This window comes from Deinococcus sonorensis KR-87, from assembly GCF_040256395.1.
Taxonomy (GTDB): domain Bacteria; phylum Deinococcota; class Deinococci; order Deinococcales; family Deinococcaceae; genus Deinococcus; species Deinococcus sonorensis.
On record NZ_CP158299.1, the window covers coordinates 252,501 to 267,334 of the forward strand.

Sequence of the window (14,834 nt, forward strand, 5' to 3'; positions counted from 1 at the left end):
CATGGGTCACTACCGCCTGCTGACCGGCTATGACGACGCAGCCCGCAGCTTCAGCGCCCTGGACAGTTATTACGGCCCCAAGGTGCGGATGGATTACACCCGCTTCTTCAACGACTGGCGCGCCTATCTGGGCAGCTATCTGGTGGTGTACCCGCCCGACCAGCGGGACACGCTACAGCGAACGCTGAACTTTCACGCTGACCCGGAACTCTTAGGCCCCTATGCCCTGAAGCGGGCCGGGCTGGCGCTGGATAACCGGCCGCACGACGCGGTCACGCTGTACAACCGCGCGGCCATACGGCTGCGGCTGGGCGACGCAGCCGGGGCCACCCGCGACTTCCAGGCGGCCGAGGCGGCGCCGCCGGACCCGCAGCTGGACCCCACCCGGCCCGGCCGCGTACAAGGCGGTCTGCCGTGGCGCTTTCTGTGGTACCGCTTCGAGATCTACGAGGCGTACCTGCGCACCGGGCAGTACGCGGATGTGGTGCGGCTGGCCACCCGGGTGCTGCGGGACGCCCCCGACCACGAGGAGGCGCTGTACTGGCGCGGCCGGGCCTACGCCGCACTCGGCCGGAAGGCGCAGGCGCACACCGATCTTCAGGCCGCGCTGCAGCTGCGTTCCGGCTACCCGGCGGCCCGCATCGCCCTGGCCGACCTGAACCGCTGAAGCGCCCAACTGCAACCTGTCACCGTGCACGGCGGGCCGCAACCTGTCACTATAGAGAGGAGCGGCCCGCTGTCTCCTTGTCGGGCCAGAAATTCGGGGCTGCACCATGCCGCAATCCGGCACTGCCGAACACTTCTGTTCAGGCGGCCGGGTCCGCAGGGCGGTATGGACGCGCCATTCACCACCCCTGTGACCCCTGCGGTCACTGAAGGATGCCCATGCCCGAAACCCTGACCCCCACCTTTACTTTTCAGGACCTGCAGCTTCCGGCGGCCCTGGACCGCGCCATCACCAAGCTCGGCTACACCCAGCCCACCGAGATCCAGGCCCTGAGCCTGCCGCCGGCCCGCCAGGGCCGCGACGTGCTGGGCACCGCCGCCACCGGCTCCGGCAAGACGGTCGCCTTCCTGCTGCCGCTGCTGGAACGCCTGATGAGCACCCCCTCCACCGGCAAGCGCCACACCCGCGCGCTGGTGCTGGCTCCCACCCGCGAACTGGCCGCCCAGATTGAGGAGGTGGCCCGCGCCCTGACGGCCGAGCTGCCGCTCAAGGTGGTCAGCATCTTCGGTGGGGTGGGCCAGAATCCGCAGGCCACGGCGCTGCGGGCTGGCACCGAACTGGTGATCGCCACCCCGGGGCGGCTGCTGGACCACATCAACCAGGGCAACGCCGACCTGGGCCGCATCGAGGTGCTGGTGCTGGACGAGGCCGACCGGATGCTGGACCTGGGCTTCCTGCCGGACATCCGCCGCATCTTGAAGACGCTGCCTTCAGAGCGCCAGACGATGCTGTTCAGCGCGACCATGCCGAGCGATATCGAGAAGCTGGCCCGCGACTTCCAGCGCTCGCCGCTGCGGGTGGGCGTGCAGCACCAGGGCAAGCCCGCCGAGCGCATCCGTGAGCTGGCCTACCCGGTCAGCAGCGAGCTGAAGGTGGACCTGACCGCGCAGCTGCTGGCCGGCAGCGACGTGGAGCAGGCGCTGGTGTTCACCCGCACCAAGCATCGCGCCAACCGGGTGGCCGAGAAGCTGGAACGCGCCGGCATCTCGGTCACGCGCATCCACGGCAACCGCTCGCAGAGTGCCCGCACCGAGGCGCTGGGCGGCTTCAAGAGCGGCAAGTACCGCGTGATGGTCGCCACCGACATCGCGGCGCGCGGCATTGACGTGGACTCGCTGGGCCACGTGATCAACTTCGACGTGCCGGTGAGCGCCGAGGACTACGTGCACCGTGCGGGCCGCACCGCCCGCGCCGGCAAGAGCGGCACGGCGATTACGCTGTTCAGCCCGCAGGAAGAGAACGAGCTGCGCGCCATCGAGCGCTTCACCGGCAAGGGCATCGAGCGCGCCCGGCTGGAAGGCTTCGATTACAGCGCCCGCAGCGACGAGAAGCTGGAGGTGCCGCTCTCGCAGCGCCTGGCGGCCCACCGCGCCCAGCGCAACGGCCAGGGCCGCGGTCAGGGTCAGCCGGGCCGGGGGCAGGGTCAGGGCGGACGTCCTCAGGGGGCCGCTTCTGGCAGCGCTCAGGGCAACCGCAGCGGTGGCCAGCGCGCCCCCGCCGCCGAGAACGCGCGCTACAGTACCGTGGCGTCGCAGCCGGGTGAGGCGGGCGGCAACCGTTCTGGCGGCCAGCGTGGCCGCGGTGGCCGGGGCCGCGGCGGCCCACGTCAGGGCTGAGCCCTAGACGCCCTCTGTCTCCTGCGGATACCGCTTCCGCCACAACGACCAGCCTTCCTCCGGGAAGGCTCGTTTTGCTTCTGTGGCAAACAGCGCGGCGCCCTCGTGTTCCAGGTCCGGGTAGGGGGTGGGCGTGACGCGGGTGGTCTGCATGGCCGGATGGTCTTCCCAGCGGATCAGCCGCCCCGACCCACCCCACGGGTCGTCGGTGGCCCACACCAGCCGGCCCAGCTGCAGCAGGGCGCTGGCGCCGCCGCACATCAGGCACGGCTCCAGGCTGGTGTAGAGCGTCAGCGTCTCGGGGTCCTTGAGCTTGCCCGCCTGAAAAAAGACGTCCATCTCGGCATGCGACACCGAGGCGTGGCCCACGTGGTCCGGGCCGAACGGTTCGCCGGTGCGGTTGCGGCCACGCGCCACCACCTGCCCCTGGGCGTCCACCAGCACCGCCCCGACCGGCGAACTGCCCGCCGCCTGCCCCTCACGGGCCAGCCGCAGCGCCTCCTGCAGAAACTGGCGGTCCTGCACTTCCCTGTCCTGTTGCTGATCCATACCCGGACTGTAGAGCGGCCGCGTGGGAGCGGCTACCGGCACAACCTTGATCCTGAGCGCTGGCCCACCATCTATCCTGTGGGCATGACCCAGAGCACTCCCCAGGCGCCGCGCCACGCGCCGTCCGAACAGACCGGGCCGGTGGTCCACCCGCTGATGTATCACCTGGTGGTGCAGGCCACCCGGATTCCTACCCTGTTGCGCGGCCAGCACGTACATGTGCACGGCCGCGACCTGATTCCGGAGAGCGGCCGGCTGATCATTGCCGGCAACCACGTCAGCACCCTGGACCCGTTCCTGATCGCCCAGTCGCTGCCGCGCGGCCGCTACGTGCAGTTCATGGCCAAGAAGGAACTGTTCCGGGGCGTCATCGGGCGCATCATCCTGGGCGGCGGCAGCTTCCCGGTGGACCGCACCACCAACGACCTGGGGGCCATCCGCAACGCGCTGAGAATCCTGCAGGCCGAGGGCACCCTGGGCATCTTCCCGGAGGGCACCCGTGGCGGCAAGGAGCTGCAGGGCGGCGCCGCGCTGCTGGCGCTGAAGAGCAAGGCGCCCATCACGCCGACCGGCTTGCACCTGTCGGGCAAGACCTGGGTGGTGCGCTTCGGGCCGCCGATCCTGCCGAGCGGCGGCGTGAAGGACCTGACCGCCCGCATCGGCAGCGAGATCGAGCGGCTGAGCCAGCCGTTCTGACGCCCGCTGGCCGCTACAGGTACTGCCGGTGGTCGGCCAGCATGCAGCGGTCCTGGATCACCGCGATGCCGTGCTCGGTCAGCGCCCGCGCCACCTGATCGTCACGGATGCCCTGTTGCATCCAGACCACCTTCGGGAGCGGCTGCATGCTCAGGATGTCGTCGAGGTGCTCATGCACCTTGTCGGAGCGGCGGAAGATTTCCACCACGTCCACCGGCGTCTGCAGCTGCGCCAGGGTCGCCACCGCCGGGTGCCCGAAGTACTGCTCGCCACGCGCGCTGAGCGCCGGATTGACCGGGAGCACCGTGTAGCCCTGGCGGTACAGGTACTCCGGCACGTAGTACGCCGGCTTCATCGGGTCGCGGTGAAAGCCCACCACCGCCACCACATGGCTGGAGCGCAGCACCTCCACCACATCCGGTACGCTTGTCAGAACCGTCATCGCAGTTCTCCAAAGGCGGCCCGCGCCGCCGTGAGTGTGGCCTCCAGCTCGGCGTCGCCGTGGGCCGAGCTGATGAAGATGCTCTCGAACTGGCTGGGCGCCCAGTACACCCCGCGCGCCAGCAGGCCCTGGAACCACGCGGCAAAGGCGGCGGTGTCGGCCTGGGCAGCGTCGGTGTAGGACCGCACCGGGCCGGGGTGGAAGAACACCGTCAGCATGCTGCCGATGCGGTTGATGCTGATGATCACGCCGGCCGCCTGGGCCGCCGCCTGCAACCCTTCAGCGAGGCGCAGGGTGTACCCATCCAGCCGCGCGTACACGTCCGGGTCGGCCTCCAGCAGCCTCAAGGTGGCCAGGCCCGCCGCCATCGCCAGCGGATTGCCGCTCAGGGTGCCGGCCTGATACACCGGCCCCTGCGGGGACACGAAATCCATCACGTCCGCGCGGCCGCCGTAAGCGCCCACCGGCAGCCCGCCGCCGATGATCTTGCCCCAGCAGATCAGGTCCGGCTGCAGGCCCAGCAGCCCGCAGGCGCCCTGCAGGCCCAGCCGGAAGCCGGTCATCACCTCGTCGGCGATCAGCAGCGCGCCCACCTGCTGCACCCGCTGCAGGGCGTCCACAAAGTCGGGCGTGGGGATCAACACGCCCGCGTTGCCCACCACCGGCTCGAAGATCACGGCGGCGATCTCGGCGCCGCGTTCGCGCATCAGCTGGTCCAGCGCGTCCGGGTCGTTGTAGTCGGCCACCAGGGTCAGGCCGGCGTACTCCTCCGGCACGCCCGCGCTGCTGGGGGCCGCTGTCCCGAGCCGGTCGGCGTTGGTCATCAGGCCGCTCCCAGCCTCCACCAGCAGGCCATCGAAGTGGCCGTGATAGTTGCCGCGGAACTTGACCGTGTACTTGCGCCCGGTGTAACCGCGCGCCAGCCGCAGGGCGCTCATGGTGGCCTCGGTGCCGCTGTTCACGAAGCGCACCTTCTCGGCGCCGGTCAGGCGCGTCACCAGCTCGGCCAGCTCCACCTCGCGCACGCTGGGCGCGCCGAAGCTGGTGCCACCCTGCGCCGCCTCCAGAATGGCCTCGCGGACCGCCGGATGGTTGTGGCCCAGGATCATCGGCCCCCAGCTCCCGATGTGGTCAATGTAACGGGCGCCGTCCACGTCGGTCAGGTAGGCCCCGTCCGCGTGATCGATGAAGCGCGGCACGCCCCCCACCGACTTGAAGGCCCGCACCGGACTGTTGACACCGCCCGGCGTGACGCGGCGGGCGCGCTCGAACAGCCGCTCGGACTGGGTGGTCTGTGTGGTGACGGTCATTCGCCTACATTACCCGCCAGATTCGCCGGATGCTGTGAGCCGTGTGGGCTGGCCTTCAGTCAGCCGAGAGAATGGGCTCGGCCTGCGCCAGCACGTAGCCCAGCGCCTCAGCGGTCCGGGCGGTGGCGGCCCGCGCCGCGCCGCCCGCGTCCAGCGCCAGCAGCGTCAGCGTCTGCACGCCCAGGTGGCGCAGTTCGGCGTCCAGGCGGCTGCCCTGGAAGGCGTCGTCGTCGGTGACGCGCAGCAGCAGGTCGCCGGCCTCGGCCCGGAACTCCGGGTGCAGCGTCCAGCCGCGGGTAAACGGCTGGTCCGGGTCACCCTCCTGCCCGTCGTGCTGCAGGTACACCACCAGGATGCCCTGCTGCCGGGCCTGCGCGATCTGCCGCCGCGCCTGCTGCAGCAGCGGGTCGGTGATGGGGCGGTCGTCCAGCCGGTGACGCTGGGCATGCAGCACGATCAGGGCCTGGGCGGTCATGGCCGGATGATAGGGGCTGGCCCGGCAGCACATTGCAGCATGTGCCCAGAAGCCCGCCCGCTTCCCCACAGCCCTCTGGGTGCCTACCATGGAGCCCATGCTCTCCGATCAACAGCTGCGTCAGGCCGCCGACACCTACGGGACCCCGCTCTACACCTACGATGCACAGGAGCTGGACGCCGCCCTGGCCCGGGTGCAGGCCGCCTTTCCTGGCGCCCGCATCTACTACGCGATGAAGGCCAATCCCAACCTGACGCTGCTGCGGCGGCTGTACGGGGCCGGGGTGGGCTTCGAGTGCGTGAGCCTGGGGGAACTGGGCCGCGCGGCGCACATCGGGGCCAGCGGCGACCGGGTGCTGGTCAACGGCCCGGCCAAGAGCGACGAGGAGTACCGGCTGGGTGGTGAGCTGGGCGCCACCTTCATCGTGGACCGGCCTGGTGAGGTCGCGCTGCTGCCGCCCGCCTCCAGCGTGCTGGTGCGGGTCAATCCGGCGCTGAGCGTCAGTACCCACGACCACCTCGCCACCGGGGCGGCACACAGCAAGTTCGGGGTGCGGCCAGACCAGCTCCCGGACCTGCTGGCCGCCCTGGCCTCGGGCGGCCACCGGCTGCGCGGCCTGCACCTGCACATCGGCAGCGCCATCCGGGACGCCGCCGATTTCCGGGCGGCGTTTGGGCGGGTGGCAGAGCTGAGCCGGGTGACCGGTCCGCTGGAGGTGCTGGACGTGGGCGGCGGCTGGGGCCTGGACGCCGACCTGGGCGGCATCGCGGCCGAGGCGCGGCAGGCTGCAGCCGCGTTCGGGGCGCAGCTGTGGGTCGAACCGGGGCGTTACCTGGTGGCCCGCAGCGGCGTGCTGCTCACCCGCGTGATGGGCACCAAGGCCACTGGCCGCGACTTCACGCTGCTGGACGCCGGCATGACCGAGCTGCTGCGCCCGATGCTGTACGGCGCCGAGCATCCGGTGCGCGCGCTGTGGGAGGGTGCGCCCGGCGTCTCGGATCTGGCCGGTCCCGCCTGCGAGAGCGGCGACCTGCTGGGCCGCGACGTCACGCTGCCGGCGGGCGCCCAGCGCGGCGACCTGCTGGCGATTCTCGAGGCGGGCGCCTACGGAGCCGCCATGAGCAGCACCTACCTGACCCGCCCCCGGCCGGCCGAGGCGCTGTGGGACGGCCAGACCTGGACCCTGATCCGGCAGCGCGAGCCGCTGGAAGCGATCTGGGCGGCCGAGGAAGCCGCAGGCTGAGCGCGCCTCAGCCGGGCGGCGTGCGGCTCAGCTCCCGGAAGCGCTCGCCCAGCCGCAGCCACGGCTCCAGCTGGAAATGCGTGTCGGCGAGCGGGCTGGTGGACGGCATCACCCACACCTCCACGCCCAGAAACGGCTGCGCCTGAAGGCCATACGGCAGCCGCCCGGTGGGCACCCCCAGCCCCTCCGAGGCCGCCCGCTTGCTGGTGAAGGCCACCATGCGGGGACGGTAGTGACTCAGCTTGGCGTGCAGCTCTTGGCGGCTCCACGCCTCCTTGGGCAGCGCCGAGTCGATGCCGGCGTGGCGCTTGGCCAGGTCGGTCAGGCCGATGCCCAGCGGCAGCAGCTGAGGGTAGTCCTGTGGCGAGAACAGCCGGGGCGTCAGGCCCGCCGCGTGCAGCGTGCGCCAGAACTTGTTCTGTGGGTTGGCGTAGTACGCCCGGGCCCGCGCGCTGATGGTGCTGGGCGCAGACCCCACGATTATCAGCGTCAGGCCCGGCTGCAGCAGATCCGGGACTAAGTAGCCGGACGTGTCCGGCAACCCGCCCGGGTCAGAGTCCGTCGCCGTAGCGCTCATCCTTGAAGGGGTCCCCGCGCATGTGGTACCCGTTGCGCTCCCAGAACCCGGGCGCGTCGGCGCTGATGAACTCCAGGCCGTTGATCCACTTGGCGCTCTTCCAGAAGTACAGGTGCGGCACCACCAGCCGCATCGGCCCGCCGTGCTCCGTCTCCAGCGGCGCCACCGTGTCGGGCGTCTCGCCGAAGCGGTAGGCCAGCAGGTTCAGGTCACGCACGAAGTCGTCCAGCGAGAGGTTGGTGGTGTAGCCGCCCACGCTGTGCACCATCACGTGGGTGGCGCCCGGCTTCAGCTGCACGTGCCGCATCAGCTCCGGCACGCTCACGCCGGTCCAGGTGGTATCCAGCTTGCTCCAGTGGGTCACGCAGTGGATATCGTAGGTGAGGGTGGTCTGCTCCATCGCCTGCAGGTCGCTCCAGCGGAAGGTCTGCTCCTCGGCCAGTCCGAAGATGCGCACCGTCACGTCCTCCAGGGCGTAGCGCGGCACCGGGCCATACGTCAGCACCGGAAAGCGGGCCGTGAGCGTCTGTCCGGGCGGCACCCGGCCGTCCATGTCGTCGGCAGGCTTCTTGAAAAAGCGTCCAAGCATGCTTCATTTGACCGTCCACCCTGCTTCACCTGGGGACGGAAAGCACACTCTAAACACTTTCTAAAGCCCATTGACCCCCACATGACCACGGGACAGAAGGCTGTCAGGGAGCAGGTGTACAATGGACACCAAGTCGGGGAAGCGCCCCGCAGGGAGCACCACATGTCAGGCAACGAACGGTTCAACAGACAGCGGGCCAGAAGCGAGGTCGAACGGGCACGGCTGACCGCCGATATCCACGACTTCCTGGACGTGCTGCGCCGGACCCCCAGCACCGGTCTGATTCCCTTCGACTGGGTGCGCCACCTGCACCCGGACGCGGAGTATCAGCTGGGCACCCAGGCGATCCCCACCGAGAAGATCGTGGGGTCGGTGGACCGGTACCGCGAGTTCGACCGCTACTACCTGCCGCGCGAACAGCACCTGGACGAGCGCTGGATCGGGGTGCGCTCGGCGCAGCTGAACGGCAAGGAACTGCCGCCGATCCAGGTGTACAAGGTGGGTGAGCTGTACTTCGTCAAGGACGGCAACCACCGGGTCTCGGTGGCGCGCCGCCAGGGGCAGGCCTACATCGACGCGCAGGTGATCGAACTGCACGTGACGGTGCCGCCGGAGCCGGGCGACACGCTCAAGGACCTGATCATCAAGGGCGAGTACGCCGACTTCCTGAAGTTCACGCGCCTGAACGAGCTGATGCCGGACCACCTGGAGATCCTGTTCACCACGCCGGGCCGCTACCAGAAGGTGGTGGAGCACATCCAGACCCGCAAGTACTACCTGGACCGCAAGCACGGCCGCGACGTGGCGTGGGAGGAAGCGGTGTGCAGCTGGTACGTGCGCCTGTACGCGCGCATGGTGGAACAGATGCACAAGCACGAGGTGCTGGCGCGCTTCCCGGGCCGCACCGAGGCCGACCTGTACCTGTGGATGATGGACCACCGCTACTTCCTGACGCAGCGCTACGGCTTCGACGTGGGCAGCGAGCTGGCCACGGTGGACTTCAGCAAGCACCATGCCCCGCCGATCTACAAGCGGCTGGGCCAGCGGATGCGGCTGCTGCTGCGCGGCCGGCTGGAGACGGACATGCCGGTGCCGGACGCCATCACCGCGCCGGCCGAGTAACGGCCATCAAGCGCCGATCATCCGGCGCTTCTAGACTGAACGGGTGAAACCGCTGCTCACCCTGACCCTGCTGCTCGGCACCGCCGGGGCCGCGCCCACTCCCGTTGTCTTCTGGCACAGCATGCAGGGCGTCTCCAGCCTGATCGAGGGCTATGCCAGCGACTTCAACCGCTCGCAGACGCAGTACGTGGTGACGGCCAAGGCGGTGGGCAACTACCGGGAGGCCGCCGCCCGGCTGCAGGACGCGCTGCAGGCCGGCACCGCCCCAGCGCTGTTCCAGGCCGAGTTCACCACCTTCACGGCGCTGGCCGCGCAGGGCCAGCTGGAGCCGCTGGACCGCGCCGCCGACGACCTGCCACCAGCACTGACGCAGGACCTCTATCCGGCTGTCTGGCGGGCCGGTGAGGTGGAGGGCCACCGCTACGGCCTGCCCTGGAACGTCAGCGTGCCGGTGCTGTACTACAACGCGGGCGCGTTCCGCAAGGCGGGCGTGAGTGCCCCGGCCACCTGGAGCGAGCTGGAGACGGCGGCGCAGCGGCTGAAGACGGGCGGGCGCCGGCCGCTGGTGGCGGTGGCCGACGCCTGGACCTTCGAGGGGCTGGTGGCGGTTCGGGGCGGTCAGCTGGTGCAGGGGAACCGTCCGGCCTTCGACTCGCCGGAAGCGGTGGCGGCGCTGGAGCAGCTGACACGCATGGTGCGTGCCGGCACGGCCCAGCCGCGCACGCTGGATCAGGTGGTGGGCGCGGCGCTGGACTTCACGCGCGGACAGAACGTGATGGCCGTGGCCAGCATCGCCAACCAGAACGACTTTGCCCGGCTGCCGTTCATTCAGCTGGGCGTGGCGCCGTTTCCCTGCGAGAAACGCTGCGCGCCCCCGCTGGGCGGCGCCAATCTGGTGGTGCCCCGGGGCACGCCGGCCGCGGAGCAGGCCGGAGCGCTGGCCTTCTGGCGCTACCTGATGGACCCGGCCCGCCTGAACAGCTGGGTCAAGGCCACCGGCTACCTGTCGCCGCGCCGCAGCGTCCAGGCCCGCCTGAGCAGCGCCGAGGCGCCGGGCTCGGCGCGCCGGGCGGCGGCCGATCAGCTGCTGATGGCCCAGCCGCGCCCCACCGCGCCGCAGTACAGCCGCTGGCAGCCGCTGCTGGAGGCGGCCATCAGCAGCGCCCTGAGTGGCCGCCAGAGTGCCGAGGCGGCCCTGCAGGACGCGCAGCGCCGGGCCACCCAGCCGTAGCCCGCTCCCCGCTACAATGCCTCAGATGAATGCTGTGTACCTCGCGCTGACCGTGCTGGCCGTCCTGGGACTGCTGGCCCTGCTGCTGCGCCCGGGGCCGGCCCGCGCCCTCACCGTCTGGCTGCTGGCGGCCCTGATTCCGCTGCTCACCGCCGTGACGGTCGCGCTGGGAAGCGGCATCCGGTGACCGACATCGAGACGCGCAAACTGCGCCATCTGGACGCCTGCCTGCTGGACGACTCGCAGTACCAGACCGTGACCACCGGCCTGCGCGAGGTGCCGTGGTCCTACCGCGCCCTGCCGGAGCTGAACCGCGACGAGGTGCGGCTGGACACCCGGTTTCTGGGCCGCCCGCTGCGCGCGCCGGTCCTGATCGGGGCGATGACCGGCGGGGCCGAGCGCGCCGCGCTGATCAACCGCAACCTGGCGGCCGCCGCCCAGCGGCTGGGGCTGGGCATGATGCTGGGCAGCCAGCGGGTGATGCTGGAACGCCCCGAGGCGGCGGCCAGCTTCCAGGTGCGCGAGGTCGCACCGGACATTCTGCTGATCGGGAACCTGGGCGCGGCGCAGCTGCTGCGCGGGCACGGGGCCGCCAGCCTGGAACGGGCCATCCGGACCGTGGGGGCCGACGCGCTGGCCATCCACCTCAATCCGCTGCAAGAGGCGCTGCAGACGGGCGGCGACACCCGCTGGGCCGGGGTGCTGGAGCAGCTGCGCCGGGTGGTGCCGGAGGTGCCGTTTCCGGTGCTGCTCAAGGAGGTCGGGCATGGCCTGGGCGCGGAGGTGGCCCGGCAGGTGGCGGACGTGGGTTTCGCGGCGCTGGATGTGGCCGGAGCCGGCGGCACCAGCTGGGCGCGGGTGGAACAGCTGGTGGAGCTGGGCCGGGTGCGCAGCCCGGACCTGTGCGAACTGGGCATTCCCACTGCCCAGGCGCTGCGCGAGGTGCGGGCCGGCCTGCCCACCATGCCGCTGATCGCCTCCGGGGGCGTCCGCAGCGGACTGGACGCCGCGCGCGCCCTGCGGCTGGGGGCCGATGTGGTGGCGCTGGCCCGGCCCCTGCTGCCGGCCGCCCTGGACAGCAGCGAGGCGGTGGAGGCGCAGCTGCGGCAGCTGCTGGACGAGCTGCAGACCGCCCTCTTTGTGGGCGGCTACCCGGACGTGGCCGCCCTCAGGAGCTGAGGCCCAGGAACGCCCGGTAACGCGCAAGTTCGGCGTCCAGACCCCGGGTGAAGGCCGCCGTGTGCCTCACCCCGGGGATCAACTGCACCTCGCTAGTCAGCTCGCCGGCCACCACCTTCAGGTTGGCCCAGCCCACCGCCCGCTCATGGTGAAACACCGGCAGGGCGTAATAGCCCATCACCCGCTTTGCCGGCGGAGTGTAGGCCTCGAAGCGGTAGGTCCAGCCGTGCAGCAGGGCAAAGCGGCGGCGGTCCCACACCAGCGGGTCGAAAGGGGCCACCAGCCGCACCCCCGGCGACGCGGTCGCGTCCAGGGAGGCATCCGCCGGCCACAGATAGGTCACCCCATCCAGCCGGGCGTGGGCCAGCGTCTCGCCCACCGCCGCCTTCAGGGCGGCCCTCAGGTCGGCCTTCAGGCCCGGCAGGCCATAGCCGCACAGCGACAGCAGGTACCCGAGGCTCGCCTGCGGCAGCGGGCCGTACAGCCGGGCCAGCAACAGCACCACGCCGCGCGTCCGCTGCTCCACCGTCAGCGGCTCGGCCGCCTGCAGATGCGTGGCCGGTCCGTACACCCGCACGCCACTGTCCCGCCTCACCACCCGCAGATGGCCCCGGTAGTGCAGGGCATCCAGCGCGCGGGTGCTGGCGCTGCTCTGGCCACCCCAGGCGTTGCTGACCGCCTGCCGCCCCAGCGCCGCCTCCACCTCGCGGGGATGCAGCGACGCACCCGGCTGGGCCAGCGCCAGCACCTGCTCGAGCAGCCCCGGCGCCTCGGTTTCGATCCGCAGCGGGCGGTGCTGGCGCGGATGAAGCAGCCGCTGCACCTCGCGCGTCACGAACCCGTAGTTGGGCAGCACGTCCTCCTCCACGTCCAGCTGGGCGTAGCGGCGTTCCAGGTCGCCGGCCCGGTACCCGCGCACCCGTTGCATCAGGATCAGGTCCTGGGCGCGGGCCGGCGCGCGGATCGGGTCGGCCTGCACGAAGCCCAGCCGCGTGATGGCCGCCTGCAGACCGGTGCGGGGCCATAAGGTGTGACCCAGGGCCGCAGAGCGCAGCTGAGCCAGGGTCGGGGCGGGATTCACGCCGGCAGGATACCTGAAGGCCATGGCCCTCGCCGTGGCCCCTTGACAGCCTGCCGATGCAGCGCTAGTATTTTTGAGCGCCTGAAACCGCCCTCCCGGGCAGCAGGCCGAAGGTATCGCAGGGTAGAGCAGTCTGGTAGCTCGTCGGGCTCATAACCCGGAGGTCGCAGGTTCAAATCCTGTCCCTGCAACCAAAGAAGTCCCCGTCCCCCGTGGCGGGGACTTTGTCATGTGGCGAGCTGCGTAACCTTCTCTGTGTGGCCTGCGTGCTAGCCTGACCGTTATGTTCGAGACCCTCGGAAACAAGCTCCAGGACATTCTGGAACGCCTGCGCCGCGAAAGTACCCTGACCGAAACTCAGGTCAAGGCGGCCATGCGCGAAATCCGGATGGCGCTGCTGGAAGCGGACGTGAACTTCGGCGTGGCCCGTGACTTTGTGGCCCGCGTCAGCGAGAAGGCGGTGGGCACCGAGGTGCTGGGCAGCCTGACCGCCGGCCAGCAGGTGGTGAAGGTGGTGCACGACGAGCTGATCGAGACGCTCGGCGGCACGGCCCACCAGCCGACCCTCAAGAACGAGGGCAATGTGTTTTTCATGGTGGGGCTGCAGGGTGCCGGCAAAACCACCAGCAGCGGCAAGCTGGCCCAGTTCTACAAGAGCAAGGGGCGCCGGGTGCTGCTGGTGGCCGCCGACACCCAGCGCCCGGCCGCCCGTGAGCAGCTGCGGACCCTCGGGCAGCAGGTGGGCGTGCCAGTGCTGGAGGTGGCCAACGGTGAGACGCCGGCTCAGACCCGCCAGCGCGTACAGGACTTCCTGAAGACTGACTTCCGCGACCTGGTCATCGTGGACACGGCGGGCCGCCTGCAGATTGATGAGGCGCTGATGGATCAGCTAGCTGACCTGAGCGGGGCCATGCAGCCAACCGAGACGCTGCTGGTGGTGGACGCCATGACCGGTCAGGAAGCGCTGAACGTGGCCAAAGCCTTCGATGAGCGGGTGTCGCTGAGCGGTCTGATCATCACCAAGATGGACGGCGACGCCCGCGGCGGTGCGGCCCTCTCCGCCCGCTTCCAGACCGGCAAGCCGATCTACTTCGCTGGCACCAGCGAGAAACTGAATGGCCTGGAACCGTTCTACCCGGACCGGGTGGCCGGGCGCATCCTGGGCATGGGCGACGTGCTGGGCCTAATTGAGCGGGCGCAGCAGGCCGACCTGGCCCAGATGGAGATGAAGAAGGCCGGTGAGTTCGATCTGGAGGATCTACTTACACAGCTGCGCCAGATCCGCAAGATGGGGCCGCTGGGCGAACTGATGAAGCTGATTCCCGGGATGAGCCGCGCGCTGCCGGAGGGCTTCAACGTCGATGAGAAGCAGATCCAGAAGATCGACGCGTTGATCTCCAGCATGACGCTCAAGGAGCGGCGCAATCCGGGCATCCTGAACGCCTCGCGTCGCCGCCGCATCGCCAGCGGCTCCGGCAGCAGCGTGCAGGAGGTCAACCGTCTGATCAAGATGCACGAGCAGATGAAAGGCATGATGAAACTGCTGCAGGGTATGCAGGGAGGCAAGCCGGGCGCCAAGATGCCCAAGCTGCCGCCGGGGCTGGGTAGCTTCCCCGGCCGAAAATAACGCCTTGACTCGCCTGCCGAGGCTGCCTATACTGCCTGACGCTGCCCATTCTGTGGGACGTTAGCTCAATGGTAGAGCAGCTGACTTTTAATCAGCGGGTTGTAGGTTCGAGTCCTACACGTCCCACCACAGAAAAACCCCGTCCTAAACGGGGTTTTTTGCTTCTCTATGCCTGATCTGGAAGCGTCACAATTCCTGGATTGTCACAACGGCGTCACAACTGGCCCAAAATGGAGCAGCCCAGGCGGCCATGAACAACAGTCGCCCTGTTCACATGCTGCACCGCTCCTAGTGGTCTGAGTCAGAAGAACGCTGGGGATAACACGCTGACGAAGAGCAGGACCAACTCTTCAGCGATCCGAAACCAAGG

Annotated in this window: 16 protein-coding genes and 2 tRNA genes (1 of these 18 only partly in view); 11 read left to right on the forward strand and 7 right to left on the reverse strand. The window is 69.9% G+C overall.

Annotated features, from left to right (window positions below):
- Both ABOD76_RS06495 and ABOD76_RS06500 read left to right on the forward strand, forming a co-directional pair.
- A protein-coding gene (locus ABOD76_RS06495; protein WP_350243991.1) for a C39 family peptidase crosses the window boundary here: on the forward strand, positions 1-667 show its 3' portion. Its footprint begins 302 nt before the window's first position; the window shows 667 of its 969 coding nt (coding positions 303-969); its start codon lies beyond the left edge, outside the window; the stop codon is at positions 665-667.
- Between the two features lie 218 nt (positions 668-885).
- Positions 886-2,343 carry a DEAD/DEAH box helicase gene (locus ABOD76_RS06500; RefSeq protein ID WP_350243992.1) on the forward strand — a complete coding sequence of 486 codons (1,458 nt, stop codon included), beginning with the start codon at positions 886-888 and terminating at the stop codon, positions 2,341-2,343.
- 3 nt (positions 2,344-2,346) lie between these two features.
- Here the strand turns inward: ABOD76_RS06500 and ABOD76_RS06505 are convergent, their stop codons facing one another.
- Positions 2,347-2,892, reverse strand: a complete 546-nt coding sequence (locus ABOD76_RS06505) for a nucleoside deaminase (RefSeq protein WP_350243993.1) — start codon at positions 2,890-2,892, stop codon at positions 2,347-2,349.
- An 84-nt stretch (positions 2,893-2,976) separates the two neighbouring features.
- Here ABOD76_RS06505 and ABOD76_RS06510 point away from each other — a divergent pair, with 84 nt between their 5' ends.
- Positions 2,977-3,588, forward strand: a complete 612-nt coding sequence (locus ABOD76_RS06510) for a lysophospholipid acyltransferase family protein (protein WP_350243994.1) — start codon at positions 2,977-2,979, stop codon at positions 3,586-3,588.
- Positions 3,589-3,601: 13 nt separating this feature from the next.
- Here ABOD76_RS06510 and ABOD76_RS06515 read toward each other — a convergent pair whose 3' ends face one another.
- The 3 genes from ABOD76_RS06515 to ABOD76_RS06525 are packed head-to-tail and all read right to left on the reverse strand — an operon-like array spanning position 3,602 to position 5,815.
- Complete coding sequence (locus ABOD76_RS06515; protein WP_350243995.1) at positions 3,602-4,030, reverse strand: CoA-binding protein; 429 nt, start codon at positions 4,028-4,030, stop codon at positions 3,602-3,604.
- Positions 4,027-5,340, reverse strand: a complete 1,314-nt coding sequence (hemL, locus tag ABOD76_RS06520) for a glutamate-1-semialdehyde 2,1-aminomutase (RefSeq protein ID WP_350243996.1) — start codon at positions 5,338-5,340, stop codon at positions 4,027-4,029. Before hemL ends, ABOD76_RS06515 begins: the two co-directional genes overlap by 4 nt.
- Positions 5,341-5,395: 55 nt before the next feature.
- Positions 5,396-5,815: an isochorismatase family protein gene (locus ABOD76_RS06525; protein WP_350243998.1), complete on the reverse strand. Its 420-nt coding sequence runs from the start codon at positions 5,813-5,815 to the stop codon at positions 5,396-5,398.
- Positions 5,816-5,912: 97 nt separating this feature from the next.
- Here ABOD76_RS06525 and lysA point away from each other — a divergent pair, with 97 nt between their 5' ends.
- On the forward strand, positions 5,913-7,058 hold the full coding sequence (lysA, locus tag ABOD76_RS06530; RefSeq protein WP_350243999.1) for a diaminopimelate decarboxylase: 1,146 nt from the start codon (positions 5,913-5,915) through the stop codon (positions 7,056-7,058).
- Between the two features lie 7 nt (positions 7,059-7,065).
- On the opposite strand, the gene ABOD76_RS06535 is transcribed toward lysA, so the two are convergent.
- Positions 7,066-7,635, reverse strand: coding sequence for a mismatch-specific DNA-glycosylase (locus ABOD76_RS06535; RefSeq protein ID WP_350244000.1), 570 nt, complete (start codon positions 7,633-7,635; stop codon positions 7,066-7,068).
- Positions 7,610-8,224, reverse strand: a complete 615-nt coding sequence (locus ABOD76_RS06540; RefSeq protein ID WP_350244002.1) for a sulfite oxidase-like oxidoreductase — start codon at positions 8,222-8,224, stop codon at positions 7,610-7,612. The genes ABOD76_RS06535 and ABOD76_RS06540 overlap by 26 nt, the downstream gene beginning before the upstream one ends.
- Before the next feature lie 162 nt (positions 8,225-8,386).
- Here ABOD76_RS06540 and ABOD76_RS06545 point away from each other — a divergent pair, with 162 nt between their 5' ends.
- The 4 genes from ABOD76_RS06545 to fni are packed head-to-tail and all read left to right on the forward strand — an operon-like array spanning position 8,387 to position 11,756.
- Entirely contained in the window at positions 8,387-9,346 is a 960-nt protein-coding gene (locus tag ABOD76_RS06545) for a transcriptional regulator (RefSeq protein WP_350244003.1), read from the forward strand.
- 43 nt (positions 9,347-9,389) lie between these two features.
- Complete coding sequence (locus ABOD76_RS06550) at positions 9,390-10,577, forward strand: ABC transporter substrate-binding protein (protein ID WP_350244004.1); 1,188 nt, start codon at positions 9,390-9,392, stop codon at positions 10,575-10,577.
- A gap of 25 nt (positions 10,578-10,602) precedes the next feature.
- Positions 10,603-10,764 carry a hypothetical protein gene (locus tag ABOD76_RS06555; protein ID WP_350244005.1) on the forward strand — a complete coding sequence of 54 codons (162 nt, stop codon included), beginning with the start codon at positions 10,603-10,605 and terminating at the stop codon, positions 10,762-10,764.
- Positions 10,761-11,756: a type 2 isopentenyl-diphosphate Delta-isomerase gene (gene fni, locus ABOD76_RS06560; RefSeq protein WP_350244006.1), complete on the forward strand. Its 996-nt coding sequence runs from the start codon at positions 10,761-10,763 to the stop codon at positions 11,754-11,756. The genes ABOD76_RS06555 and fni overlap by 4 nt, the downstream gene beginning before the upstream one ends.
- Here fni and ABOD76_RS06565 read toward each other — a convergent pair.
- A complete protein-coding gene (locus ABOD76_RS06565) occupies positions 11,746-12,837 on the reverse strand; it encodes a DNA glycosylase AlkZ-like family protein (protein WP_350244007.1) in 1,092 nt (363 codons plus the stop codon). The genes fni and ABOD76_RS06565 overlap by 11 nt on opposite strands.
- 117 nt (positions 12,838-12,954) lie before the next feature.
- Between ABOD76_RS06565 and ABOD76_RS06570 the strand changes: the two genes are divergently transcribed.
- The 3 genes from ABOD76_RS06570 (at position 12,955) to ABOD76_RS06580 (ending at position 14,593) form a co-directional block, all read left to right on the forward strand.
- Positions 12,955-13,031, forward strand: a tRNA-Met gene (locus ABOD76_RS06570).
- A gap of 89 nt (positions 13,032-13,120) precedes the next feature.
- A complete protein-coding gene (gene ffh, locus ABOD76_RS06575) occupies positions 13,121-14,464 on the forward strand; it encodes a signal recognition particle protein (protein ID WP_350244008.1) in 1,344 nt (447 codons plus the stop codon).
- Between the two features lie 54 nt (positions 14,465-14,518).
- Positions 14,519-14,593 (forward strand) — tRNA-Lys (locus tag ABOD76_RS06580).
- Positions 14,594-14,834 lie beyond the last annotated feature (241 nt).

What these genes read in the sequence shown, in the direction of transcription:
- ABOD76_RS06510 (WP_350243994.1), top strand. Translation starts at nt 2,977, where the DNA reads ATGACCCAGAGCACTCCCCAGGCGCCGCGCCACGCGCCGTCCGAACAG.
- hemL (WP_350243996.1), bottom strand. Translation starts at nt 5,340, where the DNA reads ATGACCGTCACCACACAGACCACCCAGTCCGAGCGGCTGTTCGAGCGC.
- ABOD76_RS06540 (WP_350244002.1), bottom strand. Translation starts at nt 8,224, where the DNA reads ATGCTTGGACGCTTTTTCAAGAAGCCTGCCGACGACATGGACGGCCGG.
- ABOD76_RS06515 (WP_350243995.1), bottom strand. Translation starts at nt 4,030, where the DNA reads ATGACGGTTCTGACAAGCGTACCGGATGTGGTGGAGGTGCTGCGCTCC.
- ffh (WP_350244008.1), top strand. Translation starts at nt 13,121, where the DNA reads ATGTTCGAGACCCTCGGAAACAAGCTCCAGGACATTCTGGAACGCCTG.
- ABOD76_RS06525 (WP_350243998.1), bottom strand. Translation starts at nt 5,815, where the DNA reads ATGACCGCCCAGGCCCTGATCGTGCTGCATGCCCAGCGTCACCGGCTG.
- ABOD76_RS06545 (WP_350244003.1), top strand. Translation starts at nt 8,387, where the DNA reads ATGTCAGGCAACGAACGGTTCAACAGACAGCGGGCCAGAAGCGAGGTC.
- ABOD76_RS06500 (WP_350243992.1), top strand. Translation starts at nt 886, where the DNA reads ATGCCCGAAACCCTGACCCCCACCTTTACTTTTCAGGACCTGCAGCTT.
- ABOD76_RS06505 (WP_350243993.1), bottom strand. Translation starts at nt 2,892, where the DNA reads ATGGATCAGCAACAGGACAGGGAAGTGCAGGACCGCCAGTTTCTGCAG.
- ABOD76_RS06535 (WP_350244000.1), bottom strand. Translation starts at nt 7,635, where the DNA reads ATGAGCGCTACGGCGACGGACTCTGACCCGGGCGGGTTGCCGGACACG.
- lysA (WP_350243999.1), top strand. Translation starts at nt 5,913, where the DNA reads ATGCTCTCCGATCAACAGCTGCGTCAGGCCGCCGACACCTACGGGACC.
- ABOD76_RS06555 (WP_350244005.1), top strand. Translation starts at nt 10,603, where the DNA reads ATGAATGCTGTGTACCTCGCGCTGACCGTGCTGGCCGTCCTGGGACTG.